This is a genomic window from Mesorhizobium sp. M5C.F.Ca.ET.164.01.1.1 (assembly GCF_004792125.1).
Classification (GTDB): domain Bacteria; phylum Pseudomonadota; class Alphaproteobacteria; order Rhizobiales; family Rhizobiaceae; genus Mesorhizobium; species Mesorhizobium wenxiniae.
Genome location: NZ_SRTG01000001.1, coordinates 1,034,273 through 1,048,828 on the forward strand (window position 1 = coordinate 1,034,273; position 14,556 = coordinate 1,048,828).

Below are 14,556 nucleotides of genomic sequence, written 5' to 3' on the forward strand. Positions count from 1 at the left end.
ATATTGCAAAAGAAGATCTGCATGTTGGGCGGGTTCGCTGTCGGAAAGACAAGTCTGGTTCGCAGGTTTGTGCAAAGCATCTTTTCAGAAACCTACTTGACCACGGTGGGAGTGAAAATCGACAAGAAGAGTGTTGTATTGCCCGATAAAACCGTGGATCTGATTTTGTGGGATTTGGCCGGCGAAGACGATATCGGCTCATTCCGCGTCAGCTATGTGCGAGGTGCGAGCGGGCTCGTGCTGGTCGTCGATGGAACCCGCGCCGCTACTCTTGCCGTGGCGCTCACGCTGCGCGAGCGGGCCGAGGCCGAATTCGGCCCTATGCCTTTCGTATTGCTGTTCAACAAATCCGATCTGGCCGATCGCTGGGCAATATCGGATAGTGAGATTAACGAACTGAGGCAACTTGGATGGCAAATCTATCTAACAAGTGCGCTTTCGGGTGAATGTGTTGATGATGCGTTTCGTCAGCTTGCTTCGATGGTTGCCAAATAGACCATGCATGGATTTCCACGAGAAGTCAGAAGCTGGATTTACGATTTCTTCTACCACGAGCACTCTGTCGCATATCTGAAAATTGACGCCCAGCTTTGCATCGCAGCGATGGGCGGTAGTGTTGAACACTACGGACTCTCATCACTTCGCATTGGCGAGCCTGTTGCCGAGCAGCTTGAATTCATGGAAGGTTTGCTGCCTTGTCCGGAGCTGCCATATCATATGGCCATGGTCGAACTGCCCAGCGGGCGTGTCGCGGACCTTCATCTTTTTGCTGACAATGCCAGCGTGTGGCTGCTCTTTCTTGACGCCACTGCCGAACGCGACAATAGGCAGCGGCTTCAACAGAAGGCTTATGAAATGACACTCCTGCAAGAGAGGGAGCGTCAACTCAACGAAAAATTACAATTGACGAACGAGGCGTTGAGGCAGAGCCAAGAGGGATTGTCGCGTGAATACCAGCGCGCCGAAAGCCTACTCCTCAACATTCTTCCGGCGTCGATCGCCGAGCGGTTAAAAGCGGACGAACAAATTGCAGACAACCATGCCGACGTGAGTGTGCTTTTTGCCGACATCGTCGGCTTTACGGAAAGAGCGCGGAGCGTCGGAGCCGAGACAACGCTCGCTATTTTAAATTACTTCTTCAAGGCGGCGGATCTGCTCTCGGAACAATACGGCTGCGAAAAGATCAAGACAATCGGCGATTGTGTGATGGTGGTCGCTGGCCTGCCCGCCGCGCGATCCGATCATGCAGAAGCCCTTGCGCACTATGCACTTGAACTGCGGAAGGCAGTTAAGCACGAACGCTTCGCAGGAGAACCGATAAGACTCAGAATTGGAATTCACTCAGGACCAATCGTCGCGGGCGTCATAGGCAAGAGGCGGTTCGCCTATGACCTGTGGGGCGAGACCGTTAATCTCGCCGCACGTATTCAAACGTCAGCGGAGCCCGATGAAATCCGTATTTCGGATGCAACTCGCAAACTGCTTGGACCAAATTTTCCTTGCGACCCACTCGAGGAAACGGAATTGCGTGGTACAGGTCGTGTGCGAATGTGGCGGCTCCCGGCCTGATTTGCCGCTTGGCAGTGCCGACCCTGGAGCGCATTGCAGCTCAAGCAACATCATGGTTTCGAATGTCCGCAGAGGTGCAGTCGACCACCGAGCGGGGTCGCGTCCCCACAGGTTGTGTGGAGTTGGAGGTTGGTGGCCGCCACCGGCGCCGCCTATGGCGAGAAGAACCCGTTGCGCACGGCCCAGCGCAAACGCTGGGAGACCCGAGCCGCTGCAACGCCATGTAAGCAAAAGGCGCCCCGAAAGGCGCCTCTTAATCGCTCGATTTCCGAGAGGAAACTGGAGCGGGTGAAGCGATTCGAACGCTCGACCCCAACCTTGGCAAGGTTGTGCTCTACCCCTGAGCTACACCCGCTCGCGCGGCTTTTGGACCGCAAGCCGCGCCTATATGGCTGAAGGGCGCGGCGATTGCAACAGGGAAATCGCAGGTTTTTTTGGCCGCACCCGGCGACGTAAACGAGCCTTCCGTGGCGTGGATCGCACGGAATCAGCGCGTCGCCGCGCAACGGTCTTGTCTCGGCCGCGTCATTGGCCGTAAACGGCATGATCCAAACCGCGACAACAAGAAAGTCCCACAAGAAACAACATGCCGAAAACCGAATCCGAGCTTTTTGCCTTTCTCGCCGATCTTGGAATCGAGGTCTCGACGCTGCGCCATCCGCCGCTGTTCACTGTCGCCGATTCGCAGGCGCTGCGTGGAGAAATTGTCGGCGGGCACACCAAGAACCTGTTCCTCAAGGACAAGAAGGACAATTTCTTCCTGGTCAGCGTCGACGAGGAGGCGGTGGTCGATCTCAAGCAGATCCATCACGTCATCGGCGCCGCCGGGCGCGTTTCCTTCGGCAAGCCGGAGATGCTGATGGAGCTTCTCGGCGTCGTACCGGGCGCGGTGACGGTTTTCGGCGTGATCAACGATACGGCGCGGCGGGTCAAGGTCGTTCTCGACCAGGAGTTGATGCGCCATGCCGTCATCAATGCCCATCCGCTGACCAATGAGGCAACGACATCAATCGCCGCCGCCGACCTCGTCAAATTCGTCGAGGCAACCGGGCATGATGCTGTTATCTTGAAAGTCACGGGATGATCGCCACATGGGTGACGATAAACCGATTTCTGAGTGAGAATTAACGACGTTGCACCGGGCCGGTTGGCCGGCAGCGCGACCGAAAGGGCGACGAGATGAGCGACAACAATCAATTTGGCGGCCCATTTGGCAGCAATGGCGGACAGTATGCCACCACAGGGCAGTATGGCGGCACTGAGGCCACTCCCGCGAAAGTCGCGCTTGGCGAGCCGCCTGTCGCCGTCGACGTCATCAAGGACACAACGACCGCCACATTTGCCGCCGACGTCATCCAGGAATCGCGCCGCCAGCCGGTGCTGGTCGATTTCTGGGCGCCATGGTGCGGGCCCTGCAAGCAACTGACGCCGCTGCTGGAAAAGGCGGTCACGGCCGCCGGCGGCAAGGTCAAGCTGGTCAAGATGAACATCGACGACCATCCTTCGATCGCCGGCCAGCTCGGCATTCAGTCGATACCGGCAGTCATCGCCTTTAGGGATGGCCAGCCGGTCGACGGCTTCATGGGCGCCATCCCCGAGAGCCAGATCGCCGCGTTCATCCAGAAGGTCGGCGGCAAGAATAATGGTGCGCCGCAGGTGGCCGAGGCGCTTGCCGCGGCCGCGGAGGCGCGCGCCGCCGGCGATGTGCAGACCGCGGCGGACATCTATGACGCCGTGCTGGAACAGGCGCCGGACACGATCGAGGCGATTGCCGGGCTTGGCGATCTGCTGTTCGAGGCCGGCGATGCCGAGGGCGCCGAAGCGGTGCTGGCGCGGGCGCCGGAAGCCAAGAAGGATGCGCCGCCACTCGCCGCCGTACGCGCCAAGATGGCGCTTGCCGCGCAGGCAGCAGCACTTGGCAATCCGGCCGAACTCCAGCGGCGCCTGGCTCAGAACCCCGGGGACCACCAGGCACGTTTCGATCTTGCGATGATCCAGAACGCCAACGGCGAGCGCATGGCCGCGGCCGACAATCTGCTGGCGATCGTCAAGGCCGATCGCTCGTGGAACGACGACGGCGCCAAGACGCAGTTGCTGCAGTTCTTCGAGGCATGGGGCATGACCGACGAGGCAACGCTGGCGGCGCGGCGCAAATTGTCGTCGCTGCTGTTTTCCTGAGCGCGCATCAAGCTGTTTTTTCCTGATGGCCTTGCGGTCGACGACGGCTGCGCCAGATTAGGAGGCCTGACCGATCCGTTCTTCGCTTCGTGACGATTACGCGTCAGGTTGCGATGGGATGGGCGGGCGGGCTTGATGCGCTTCTTGAGGGAAGCGAGCGGAGGTTTGAAGTGCAGGCGGGAAACGCGCATTACCGGCTCGATACGGATTTGCCGTCGACGGTGCCGATCTTCCCGCTTGAAGGCGCATTGCTGCTACCGGGCGGCCGCATGCCGCTCAACATTTTTGAGCCGCGCTATCTCGAGATGGTGGATGAGGCGATCGCCGGATCGCGGCTGATCGGCGTCATACAGCCCAGCCTCGATGGTGCGCGGCGTGGCGATGGCGAGCCGGAACTCTGCAACGTCGGCTGCGCCGGACGTATCATCGCACTGTCCGAGAGCGGCGATGGCCGCTACCTGATTTCGCTGCAAGGTGTGTGCCGGTTCCGCATCGTGCAGGAGCTCGCGGTCAAGACGCCCTTCCGCCAGTGCCGGTTTGCGCCCTTTCTCACCGATCTCGACGAAGATCAGGCAGAGGCCGAGATCGACCGGCCGGCGCTGCTCAAGGCATTTCGCGCCTATTTGCAGGCCAACGATCTTGAAGCCGACTGGGAAAGCGTCAGCCGCGCCGAAAATGCCATGCTGGTCAATGCGCTGTCGATGATGGCTCCCTACGGGCCGGCCGAGAAACAGGCGCTGCTCGAAGCGGCGGACCTGAAGACACGCGCTGAAACGCTGATCGCCATCACCGAAATGGCGCTGGCACGCGAAAACGAGGATTTCGGGTCGAGCCTGCAATAGGGGCTCTTCCTTCTCCCTTGTGGGAGAAGGAAGATTGGCGCGCAGCGCCAAGACGGTTGAGGGGTGCTGGACGGAGCGCCGTTGGTGCCAAGCTGGCACACCCCTCATCCGTCGCCCTTCGGCGACACCTTCTCCCACAAGAGGAGAAGGGAGAGCCGCGCGAAACCTAAAGTGACCCCAGAGAAGGACAGACCGAATGGTGGACGGGCGTGATGGAAAGAAGGCCAATGTCGACCCCAAACTGCTGGAATTGCTGGCCTGCCCGCTGACCAAGGGCCCGCTTACCTGGGATCCGGAGCGAGGCGAGCTCATCTCGAGGGTCGCACGGCTTGCCTATCCGGTGCGTGACGGCATCCCGATCATGCTGCCTTCGGAGGCGCGCTCGCTCCCCTTCGAGGACGGATTGCCGCCGCGCCTGGGCGGACCGTCCTGAACGGTGTAAGGCCTATTGAAAATTGCGCCCCTTTGGCATGACCTTCTCCGCCTTTCCCGACAGCGCCGCGAGATCCCGCTGGACCGGCGCGGCTTGTGGGGCATGTGCGTCTGCAACGCCCTCTTCGCGGTTGTCATTCTCCATGCGCCCACTGGCCGAAGGCTCATTGACAGGCTGGCCGGTGCCGGCCTCCTCCAAAAGCACGGACAGCCACGGCGTCAGATCCTCGACCTTCTCGGCAACGATATGGATAACGTCCGATTCCGACTGCAGTTTGCCGGTGACACGGATTAACCGCGCGCCCATGACAATGGGCCGGTAGCGGTTGAAGGTTCTTTCCCAGAAAATGACGTTGGCCACCGCCTGCTCGTCTTCCAGCGTCAGGAAAATCGCTTTGGCGTTACCCGGCCGCTGCCGCACCAGGACAAGGCCGGCGACCGAAACCCGCTTGCCGTCCCGAACCTGGCCGAGGCGCGCATTGGGCGTGACGCCGGAATGGTCCAGCCGCTGACGCAGAAAGGCAAGCGGGTGCGCCTTCAGCGACAGGCCGAGCGAACGATAGTCGTGGATGACATGCTCGCCGAGCGGCATTGTCGGCAGCCTGGTCGCGGGCTCAAGATCGCGCAAGCGGATCGCCGGCTGGTCGAACAGCGGCAGGGTCTCGGCGGCACTCTTGCCGTCGAGCGCGCGGACCGCCCACAGGGCGTCGCGGCGGTCGAGGACGAGCGAACGGAAAGCGTCGGCTTGCGCCAGCTTCTCGATCTCATCGACGTAGAGGCCTGAGCGAAGCCAGACATCGCGAACGGATTCGTAGCCGTCGCCGCGTCTGGCGACAAACACCTCCATGCGCTCCTTTGACAGGCCCTTGACCTGGCGAAAACCCAACCGGACGGCATGATTGGTCCGGATGACACCGCGCATTTCGGCATGGCGGCCGAGGATGCGGGCCGGGTCGAAGGGTGCGTCCTCCAATGCGCAGTCCCAACCGGAAAAATTGACGTCGACCTCGCGGATTTCGACGCCATGGTCGCGCGCGTCGCGGACAAGCTGAGCCGGCTGATAAAATCCCATCGGCTGGGAATTCAGGATCGCGGCGCAGAACACGTCTGGATAAAATGTCTTGAACCAGCAGGAGGCATAGACCAGCAGGGCGAAGGAGGCGGCATGGCTTTCGGGAAAGCCGTATTCGCCAAAACCCTCGATCTGCTTGAAGCAACGCTCGGCGAAGTCCTTTTCGTAACCCCGCAAAACCATGCCATCGACCATCCGCTTGCGATAATTGCCGATCGTGCCGGTGCGCTTGAAGGTGGCCATGGCGCGGCGCAGTTCATCGGCCTCGCCTGGCCTGAAGCCCCCGGCGACGATGGCGATCTTCATCGCCTGTTCCTGGAACAGCGGAACGCCCAGTGTCCTGCCGAGTATTTCTTCCAGTTCCGGCTTGGGATATTCGGGCTTTTCCTTGCCCTGCCGGCGGCGCAGATAGGGGTGGACCATGTCACCCTGGATCGGGCCTGGTCGCACGATCGCCACCTCGATGACCAGGTCATAGAATGTTTTCGGCCTGAGGCGCGGCAGCATCGACATCTGGGCGCGGGATTCGATCTGGAAGACGCCGATCGTGTCGGCGCGGCAGATCATGTCGTAGACATGTTTGTCCTCGGCAGGGAGGGTGGCCAGCACATAGGGTTGCCCATAGCCATCCCGCGCCTCAGGATAATAATCCCTAAGCAGGGTGAAGGCGCGCTGCAGGCAGGTCAGCATGCCGAGCGCCAACACGTCCACTTTAAGGATTTTCACCGCGTCGAGATCGTCCTTGTCCCACTCGACCATCTTGCGTTCGTCCATCGCCGTCTTGATGATGGGCACGATCTCGTCGAGCCGGTCCCTGGTGATGACGAAGCCACCGACATGCTGCGACAGATGACGGGGAAAGCCCATGATCTCATTGGCGCATTCGATCACATGCCTTGTCGATTGGTCGGTCTGGTCGAGGCCGCCGGCCCTGGTCTCCTTTTCGCCGAGCTCCGAGGTCGACCAACCCCAGATCGAGCTGGACAACGCGCTCCTGACATCGTCCGACAGGCCCATCGCCTTGGCCACTTCGCGCATCGCCGAGCGGCCCCGGTAGCTGACGACGGCTGCGGCAAGCGCAGTGCGCTTGGCACTGTATTTCTCGTAGATGTACTGGATGACCTCTTCGCGCTTTTCATGCTCGAAATCGACATCGATGTCGGGCGGCTCGTTTCTTTCCTCGGAAATGAAACGCTCGAAAAGCGAGTCGATCCGCTCGGGTCCCACTTCGGTGATGCCGATGCAATAGCAGACCACCGAGTTAGCCGCGGAGCCACGCCCCTGGCAGAGTATGCCCTGGCTGCGGGCGAATTTGACGATATCGTAGACAGTCAGGAAATAGCGCGCATAGTTCAGGCGCTCGATCAAAGCGAGCTCTTCCCGGATCCGCCTAGTCACATCGGCGGGAACGCCTGAGGGGTAGCGTATCGCGGCTCCCTCTCGAGCCAGCCTTTCCAGTTCGGCCTGTGGCCCGAGGCCCGATTCCGTCGGTTCATCGGGATAATTGTATTGGAGGTCACTGAGAGAGAAGCTCAATTCGCCAGCAAAGCGCAGCGTTTCCGCCAGTGCTTGCGGATGCCGCCGGAACAGCCGCGCCATCTCCATTGGCGGCTTCAAATGGCGCTCGGCATTGGCCGCAAGTTCCAGCCCCGCTTCGGCAACAGGTATGTTGAGGCGGATCGCCGTCAGCACATCCTGCAACCGGCGCCGTTCGGACGTATGGTAAAGAACGTCGTTGGTCGCCATCAGCGGAAGGCCTGATGCCTCAGCCATGGCAGCTGCCTGCTCGATACGGTAGCGGTCGTTGCCGCGATAATCCGGGGAAACGGCAAGCCGCAGATTCTTGCCGAAGCGGTCTTTGAGCTGGCTAACCAGCTTGAGATCATCCTCCGCCGGCGTCGACAGATCCGGCAGGATCGCCAGAGACATGAGATCGCCCCATTCAAAAAAGTCGTCGCGATAGAGAAGCGGTGCGCCCTTTTCGCTATCGTCGCGCATATTGGCTTGCGTCAGCATGCGGCACAGATGGCCCCAGCCCTTGCGGTCCTGCGGATAGGCGAGAACGTCGGGCGTGCCATCGCAAAAAACCAGGCGGCAGCCGGGATGATAGGAAAGACCTTCCACCTTGGCCTGCTGCCAAGCGCGCACGACACCGGCCACCGTGTTGCGGTCGGCAAGCCCGATCGACGAAAATCCGAGGAACTTTGCCGCGACCACCAGTTCCTCCGGTTTCGAGGCGCCGCGCAGGAACGAGAAATTCGACTGAATGCCGAATTCGGCATAGGGAACGACCGTCAGCGCGTTCATGCGAAGACCCCATGCATGAACCAGCGCGGCGGGACTTGAGAGGCGCCGTAGAGACCCTGGCGGTAGAGCCAGTAACGGCGGCCGTCGCTATCCTCGATGCGGAAATAATCCCGGGTCGGCGCGTCTTCCGGCCCCGACGTCTCCCGCCACCATTCCGGGGCGATGCGTTCCGGCCCTTCGGCGCGCGCGACCCGGTACAGCGCGCGCCGCCAGCGGAAGTTCATCGGCGGTCCCTCAGGCATTTCGGTGGCCGGCACCTCGATCGGTTCGGGCGAACGGAACAGCCGGATCGGCCGTTCCGGCTGAAAGACAGGCGTGGATGAAGTGTCTTGTATCTTGTCCGGCTTCTTCGGCGGATAGACCCTTTGCGGCGCCTCCGCATAGGGAAGCGTGGCGACGGCGCGCTCCGGCAGATGACTCTCGACGGCAACCGGTTTCAAAACCGCGCTTTCGCCGAGCCGGGCGCGGATGCGGTCGGCGAAAAGGGCGATGTCGGCGCCGTCATCGTGCGTTTCGCCAGCGAGATCCGCCTGCTGCATGTCGAAGGCCGCGGCCGACAGGACCGAGAGGCGCACGAGATCGAAGCCATAGCCGGCATCGATGTCCTGTTCGAGCGCGGCAAGCCTTTCGTGAAACAATTTCTGGATCAGCAACGGCTCGCGCAAGGGCCGCGAGGTGCCGACGGTGATGCGGCTGACGGCGCCGTCGACGCGGAAAAGCAGCAGCGCCAGCCTTCGTGCGCCCTCGCCGCGGCGCTCGAGGTCCACCTTCAGCGTCGTCGCCAGCATTTTCACCAGCCGCTCTATTTCGTCGGTCAGCATGATGGGTTCTGCGAGATGGCGTTCGACCGAAAGCGGCGCGACCGGCAGGCGCGGCGACACCGCCTCGTCGAGGCGGCCGAGCGCCTGGTCGAGGCGCAGAAGCAGCGATGTGCCGAAGCGGCGGGCGAGCGGCGCGCGCGGTGCTGCCATGACGGCGCCCGCCGTGCGCAGGCCGACGCTTTCCAGGCTGGCGCGGATATCAGGCTCGATGCGCAGCGCCGCCAGCGGCAAGGGTGCGAGGAGCGCTTCCTCCTCGCCACCGGGGACGATGCGGTCATTGGCAAACCGCGCTGCCGCCCAAGCAGCACCAGGTGTGGCGGCAAGGCCGGCGCGGACATCGAAACCCTGATGGAAAAAGCGCGACAGAATGTCGTCCAGCATCGCCCGTTCGCCGCCGAAAAGGTGGGTGCAGCCGGTGACGTCGAGAAACAGGCCGTCGGCTGCGTCGATCGCCACCAGCGGAGTGTAGCGGTCGCACCAGTCGGCGAGGCTTTCGAGCAGGCGGCGGTCGGCCTCGGGATCGGCTTCCACTACGTCGATCGATGGGTGCATGGTGCGCGCGTCGGCTATGCCCATGCCGCGCTTCAGATGAAGCGCCTCAGCCCGCTCGTCGAGGGCGGCGATGCGCTGCGCGTTCCCCTGGCGATGGCTGATCACCAGGGGCAGGTGATCCGACGGCCGCGAACGCCAGGACCGCCCCAGACGCTGCCGCAGGATCCTTTCCGCGGCGAGGTGCGGAAACCACAGGGACAGGATTCGCTGCCCGTTCTTCCCCGGCCCTTCTTTCCTCGAAATTGCGTTCATCGGGGTTCCACTCCAGTGTGAATTGTCCCGGCAAGCCCGTGCGGCTCTTGCCGATGCTGACGGTGAAGGCGGGGCGGCCGATCGAGCCGGCGAGCGGCCCGGCGAACGTCTGGCGTGGTGCCGACGGCGCAGCCGACAGGACGAGGCGGACGGATGCCGCCGTCGGTTCGGCCTCGCCGGCCTGGCGCAGCAGGAACACCGGCCGGCCGGCGCTCTGTGCCCGGGCGTGCAGCCGCCGCGTCGCGGTGAGGTCCAGCCGCTGCGGGCTGCCGCGGATTTCGAGGATGACGGCGGCGAGCGCCGTCATCCGGGCGGCTTCCTCGGCGACCCACAGCCCATCGAGGAGCCTTGGCGCCTCGGAAAACAGCAATTGCTCCGGCTCGATGCCGAAAAGGCCATGAAGCCCTCTGGCATAGGGGAAGCCGGCCTCGCGGAAGACCTCCGCGGTGCCGATCCACAGGACCGGCAGTCGCGGCGGCTCCTGTTTGAGGATCAGGCTGACAAGCGACAGGGCGAAACCGGCGACGACCCCGGCATCACGTGTCGCGGCGCCATGGATCTCGCTCAGCGCCGCCTTCGGCAGGCCGCCGCTGAGCGCAGTATCGAGACCCTCGGCGCCGGTGCGCAGAAACGCATCGGGCGGCGCCACGGCGAGGCCGCGGCGGACGATTGTTAGATCCCGGGGCGTGACATCCGCATCAACGGGAGCTGCGCCGGCCGGCGCCTCCAGACGCTCGGGCAGCGTTCCCTCGATCTTCGCGATCTGTCGGCGCAGGGCAAAAACAGTCTCCCGCGCCACGGCGCTTGTCGCCATGACGGTCAGCTTCCACTCACAATTGTTCCTGTTATGTTCTCTAGGATTCCAGAGGGCGCCCGAAGAGTCAAGCGGAGTCATGGGGAATTTATTCCTGCCCGCGTCGGGACGGCAAACCGGCCATTTGCCGAGTCCGGCTCGAAAGCCTATATGCCGGGATCAGAAGGACAAAGCATGGCCCGCATCTACAAGACCCGTACCTGGCACGACGAGCTTTCGCCGTCGATGGAGGAAATGGAGTTCCTGGCCTTAGAGGCTTACGCCCATCTGCCGGAGGAATTTCGCAAGCTGACCGGCGAGATTATCATCCAGATCGCCGAATTTCCGACCGACGAGATCATGGACGATCTGTCGCTGGAAACGCCTTTCGACCTGCTCGGCCTGTTTGAGGGGCGCGGCATCGCCGAGCGCTGGAATCCGCAGACCGGCGAGGGGCCGAACCGCGTCACGCTCTACCGCCGCGCCATCCTCGACTACTGGGCCGAGAACGAGGAGACGCTTGGCGATATCGTCACTCATGTGCTGATCCACGAGATCGGCCACCATTTCGGCCTGTCGGACGACGATATGGAGCGGATCGAAGAGGCAGCGGAGTAGGCTGTGCCGATATTCAGGTGATGCCGGCCTGCGAACGGCAGTTCCCTGCGCTTCCGGTGCTCACGTACCAAAGTACGCTCCGCTCCGGTTCTCGGAAACCACCATTCTCGGCGCGGCCTGACCTGAATCTCAACACACCCTCGTCGGAGCTTTGCAAACTCTACCAATCGCTGAGCTTGGTGCTGGGCCCGTATTCCTGGCCCTCGACATCCTTCACCACGGCCTGGCCGCAGCGCATGCTCTTGGTCTGTTTGTCGTAGGAATAGGTCGGCGAGCCGAACAGGTGCCAGCCCTTGTTCAGCGCCGCTGTCACCTTGTGGCAGAAGCTGGAATCGTCCGGAGCGGACAGAAAGCGGTAGAGTTTCATTTTCATTCCTGTGGTGGGTTGCCAATCATGCCCCGATGGCGGCCGCCTTCGCCAGCAGTTTTTCGGCCTGCGCCAGATGCAGCCGCTCGACCATTTTTCCATTCAGTGCGATGACGCCCTTGCCGGCATTTTCGGCAAGCGCGAAGGCAGCTTTCACCAAGCGCGCCTCGGCCACGGCTTCGGCAGATGGCGCGAAGGCCCGGTTCGCGGCATCGATCTGGGCCGGGTGGATCAGCGACTTGCCGTCAAACCCCATGGCGGCGGCTTCCGTGCATTCGCGCGCAAACGCGTCCAGATCGCGAAAATCATTGAAGACCCCTCGAGTAGGTCGAGGCCACCGGCGCGCGCGGCGAGCACCATCTGCATCAGCCACGGTGTGAGATAGCGCCGGTCGGGCGTGGCGCGAATGCCGGTGTCCTTGACCAGGTCGTTCGTTCCGGCAACGAAACAGACCAGCCGCGAGGCCGGATCCCGGCCAAGCTCGGCAATCGGTCCGATGTTGAGCAGAGCCTTGGGCGTTTCGATCATCGCCCATAGTTTCACCGCGTCGGGTGCGAAATTGTCGTCGAGGACGTCGCCGGCCTCAAGGACGTCGCGCGGCGTGTCGACCTTGGGCAGCAGGATGGCGTCGGGCTCGCAGCGTAACGCGGACAGCAAATCGTCGGCGCCCCATTTGCCGGAGAGCGGGTTGATGCGCACGACCATCTCGCAGCGCCGGCCGGGGCGATTGGCGAAGATGCCGGCCAGTTTTTCGCGCGCAGAAACCTTATCGGCCGGGGCTACCGCATCTTCGAGATCGATGATGACGGCGTCGCAGGCCAGCGGTGAGATCTTGGCCAGCGCCTTGTCGTTCGAGGCAGGGACGTAGAGCACTGAGCGGCGCGGGCGGTAGGTTTCGGTCGTCATGTCCGATCTATGCCGTCTGCGGCCGGTCGAGGCAAGCGGTCTTCGCCTGCACGAAAACTGCATAAAACTCCCGAAAATCTCCTCGGACCCGCCCTGCCGCCTGCATTTCGGCCGGCGAAAAGGCAGTATGCAAGAGCGAGAAAAACCCCGTTGGTCCCTGCCTTACCGGCTCCGCAATGAGGGCTGGTGGCTTGTCGATCCACTCCGGACGCACCGTTCGGCGACCCTACTCCCCTTCATCCGCAAATCTCCGCCCCGGTATGCCGGTCGGATCAAAGCCGCTGAGAAATCCGATCGTGACATCGTTGCTTAAGGCCGCTCCGAGCTATTGCGCGCGATTCGGCGTTGCGGTCCTGCTTGCCGCGCTGGCCGATTTCTTCTTCTACGGGCAGCCCGTCGGCATCACGCTTTTCCTGTTCGGCACTACGCTTGCCGCCGCAGTCACGGCCATCCATCCCTCGGCGCTCCGCGCCCGCGGCCTGTGGCTCGGACTCGCCGCCCTGCTTGTCGGGCTGCTGCCGCTCATTGAAAATGTCAGTGCGCTGTCCGCCGCGATCGGGCCGGCGGCGATGGTCGTCTTCGCGCTTTGGCTGGTCGGCCGGCTGCGGCGTGGGCTTGCCCGCATTGCCGGCCAGGTCGCGCTCTTCCTGCTCGCGGCACCATTCCGGTTCGTCCACGATTTCTTCCGCTGGCGCAAGGCGGCGTGGCGGCTTGGCCAGCGGCCTATCCGCCTTGCGGCGATCGGCGTCTGGATAATGCCGCTGACCCTGGGCGCAGTGTTTCTCGCGCTGTTCGGCGCCGCCAATCCGGTTATTGAATACTGGCTGTCGCTGATCGATCTCCACGCACTGCTCGACCTCATCCAGCTGCCGCGGCTGGCGTTCTGGCTGGTCGTGCTTGCCGGCGTCTGGGTCTTTCTGCGCCCGCGCCTGCCGCGCTTTTTCCGCCGCATTGCACATCTCGAGTTGCCTATCCCCCTCGGGGTGACGACGACAAAATCCGCCAAGGCGATCGAGGACATCGTCTTCGGCAAGGCCGCCATTCTTCGCGCCTTGGTCGTCTTCAACATCCTGTTCGCGGTGCAGACCGCACTCGACGCCACCTATCTGTGGGGCGGCATCGCGCTGCCCGACGGGCTGACCTATGCCGCCTACGCGCATCGCGGCGCCTATCCCCTGATCGTCACGGCGCTGCTCGCCGCCGGTTTCGTCCTGGCGGCGTTGCGGCCGGGAAGTGCTACCTCCGGCGATCCGCTCATCCGTCGGCTGGTCTATGTCTGGGTGGCGCAGAACATCATTCTGGTCATCTCGTCGATCCTGCGGCTCGACCTCTATATCGGCGTCTATGCGCTGACCTACTGGCGCGTCGCCGCCTTCGTCTGGATGGGGCTGGTGGCGGCGGGCCTTGCTCTGATCATCGCCCGCATCGCGCTCGAAAAATCCAATGAATGGCTGCTTTCCGCCAATCTTCTGACGCTTTCGGTGACGCTCTATGCCTGCTCCTTCATCAACTTCGCGGCGCTGATCGCCAACTACAATGTCGAGCACTCCTTTGAAATGACCGGCCGAGGCACTAAGCTCGACTTCTGGTACCTGCGTTCGCTCGGTCCCAGCGCCTGGCCGGCGCTTGATCGCTTCCTCGAGCATCAGGGCAGGACGAGTGCGGCCAGCATTCCCTCCCACCGCGAACTCGTCCGTTTGCTTGGGCAGGACGAGATCCGCTACCGCGCCGGCCAAGAAAACTGGCGCGCCTGGAGCTTTCGCGACTGGCGGCTCCTTCGCACTCTCGACACATATATCCCGTTCGTGGTTCCTCAGGGCTCCGAACCCTTCGTGCCGGGCCGCTGA

The 14,556-nt window shown here is 62.7% G+C and carries 12 protein-coding genes, 1 tRNA gene and 1 pseudogene; 8 read left to right on the forward strand and 6 right to left on the reverse strand.

Translation table 11 applies throughout. The features are described 5' to 3' along the window. Positions 1-3 precede the first annotated feature (3 nt). Together EN807_RS04900 and EN807_RS04905 are read left to right on the forward strand one after the other, a co-directional pair. Positions 4-495, forward strand: coding sequence for a Rab family GTPase (locus EN807_RS04900; RefSeq protein ID WP_245477437.1), 492 nt, complete (start codon positions 4-6; stop codon positions 493-495). Positions 496-498: 3 nt separating this feature from the next. Continuing rightward, entirely contained in the window at positions 499-1,569 is a 1,071-nt protein-coding gene (locus EN807_RS04905) for an adenylate/guanylate cyclase domain-containing protein (RefSeq protein WP_135934091.1), read from the forward strand. A 280-nt stretch (positions 1,570-1,849) separates the two neighbouring features. Here the strand turns inward: EN807_RS04905 and EN807_RS04910 are convergent. Further along, positions 1,850-1,924, reverse strand: a tRNA-Gly gene (locus tag EN807_RS04910). A gap of 231 nt (positions 1,925-2,155) precedes the next feature. Here EN807_RS04910 and EN807_RS04915 point away from each other — a divergent pair. The 4 genes from EN807_RS04915 to EN807_RS04930 all read left to right on the forward strand — a co-directional run bounded on the left by EN807_RS04915 (position 2,156) and on the right by EN807_RS04930 (position 5,022). Then, on the forward strand, positions 2,156-2,653 hold the full coding sequence (locus EN807_RS04915; RefSeq protein ID WP_135934092.1) for a prolyl-tRNA synthetase associated domain-containing protein: 498 nt from the start codon (positions 2,156-2,158) through the stop codon (positions 2,651-2,653). A 95-nt stretch (positions 2,654-2,748) separates the two neighbouring features. Continuing rightward, a complete protein-coding gene (gene trxA / locus EN807_RS04920) occupies positions 2,749-3,747 on the forward strand; it encodes a thioredoxin (protein ID WP_135934093.1) in 999 nt (332 codons plus the stop codon). Between the two features lie 170 nt (positions 3,748-3,917). Continuing rightward, on the forward strand, positions 3,918-4,589 hold the full coding sequence (locus EN807_RS04925) for an LON peptidase substrate-binding domain-containing protein (protein ID WP_029349515.1): 672 nt from the start codon (positions 3,918-3,920) through the stop codon (positions 4,587-4,589). A 196-nt stretch (positions 4,590-4,785) separates the two neighbouring features. Continuing rightward, on the forward strand, positions 4,786-5,022 hold the full coding sequence (locus tag EN807_RS04930; protein ID WP_095520024.1) for a Trm112 family protein: 237 nt from the start codon (positions 4,786-4,788) through the stop codon (positions 5,020-5,022). Between the two features lie 12 nt (positions 5,023-5,034). Here EN807_RS04930 and EN807_RS04935 read toward each other — a convergent pair whose 3' ends face one another. Genes EN807_RS04935 through EN807_RS36375 form a run of 3 tightly spaced genes read right to left on the reverse strand, consistent with a single transcriptional unit; the run spans position 5,035 to position 10,839 of the window. After that, the gene (locus EN807_RS04935; RefSeq protein ID WP_135934094.1) at positions 5,035-8,400 is read right to left on the reverse strand and encodes an error-prone DNA polymerase; all 3,366 of its coding nucleotides are present in this window, start codon (positions 8,398-8,400) and stop codon (positions 5,035-5,037) included. Next, complete coding sequence (locus EN807_RS04940; RefSeq protein ID WP_135934095.1) at positions 8,397-9,878, reverse strand: DUF6504 family protein; 1,482 nt, start codon at positions 9,876-9,878, stop codon at positions 8,397-8,399. Before EN807_RS04940 ends, EN807_RS04935 begins: the two co-directional genes overlap by 4 nt. Further along, on the reverse strand, positions 9,820-10,839 hold the full coding sequence (locus EN807_RS36375) for a hypothetical protein (protein ID WP_135934096.1): 1,020 nt from the start codon (positions 10,837-10,839) through the stop codon (positions 9,820-9,822). Before EN807_RS36375 ends, EN807_RS04940 begins: the two co-directional genes overlap by 59 nt. Before the next feature lie 174 nt (positions 10,840-11,013). On the opposite strand from EN807_RS36375, the gene EN807_RS04950 reads away from it, so the two are divergent. Next, positions 11,014-11,436 carry a metallopeptidase family protein gene (locus EN807_RS04950; protein ID WP_127314839.1) on the forward strand — a complete coding sequence of 141 codons (423 nt, stop codon included), beginning with the start codon at positions 11,014-11,016 and terminating at the stop codon, positions 11,434-11,436. Positions 11,437-11,596: 160 nt separating this feature from the next. On the opposite strand, the gene EN807_RS04955 is transcribed toward EN807_RS04950, so the two are convergent. Continuing rightward, positions 11,597-11,803, reverse strand: coding sequence for a DUF1737 domain-containing protein (locus tag EN807_RS04955; protein WP_135934097.1), 207 nt, complete (start codon positions 11,801-11,803; stop codon positions 11,597-11,599). A gap of 25 nt (positions 11,804-11,828) precedes the next feature. Next, a pseudogene (locus tag EN807_RS04960) lies at positions 11,829-12,709 on the reverse strand (CoA ester lyase). A 296-nt stretch (positions 12,710-13,005) separates the two neighbouring features. Between EN807_RS04960 and EN807_RS04970 the strand changes: the two are divergent. Further along, on the forward strand, positions 13,006-14,556 hold the full coding sequence (locus EN807_RS04970) for a DUF4173 domain-containing protein (protein WP_135934099.1): 1,551 nt from the start codon (positions 13,006-13,008) through the stop codon (positions 14,554-14,556).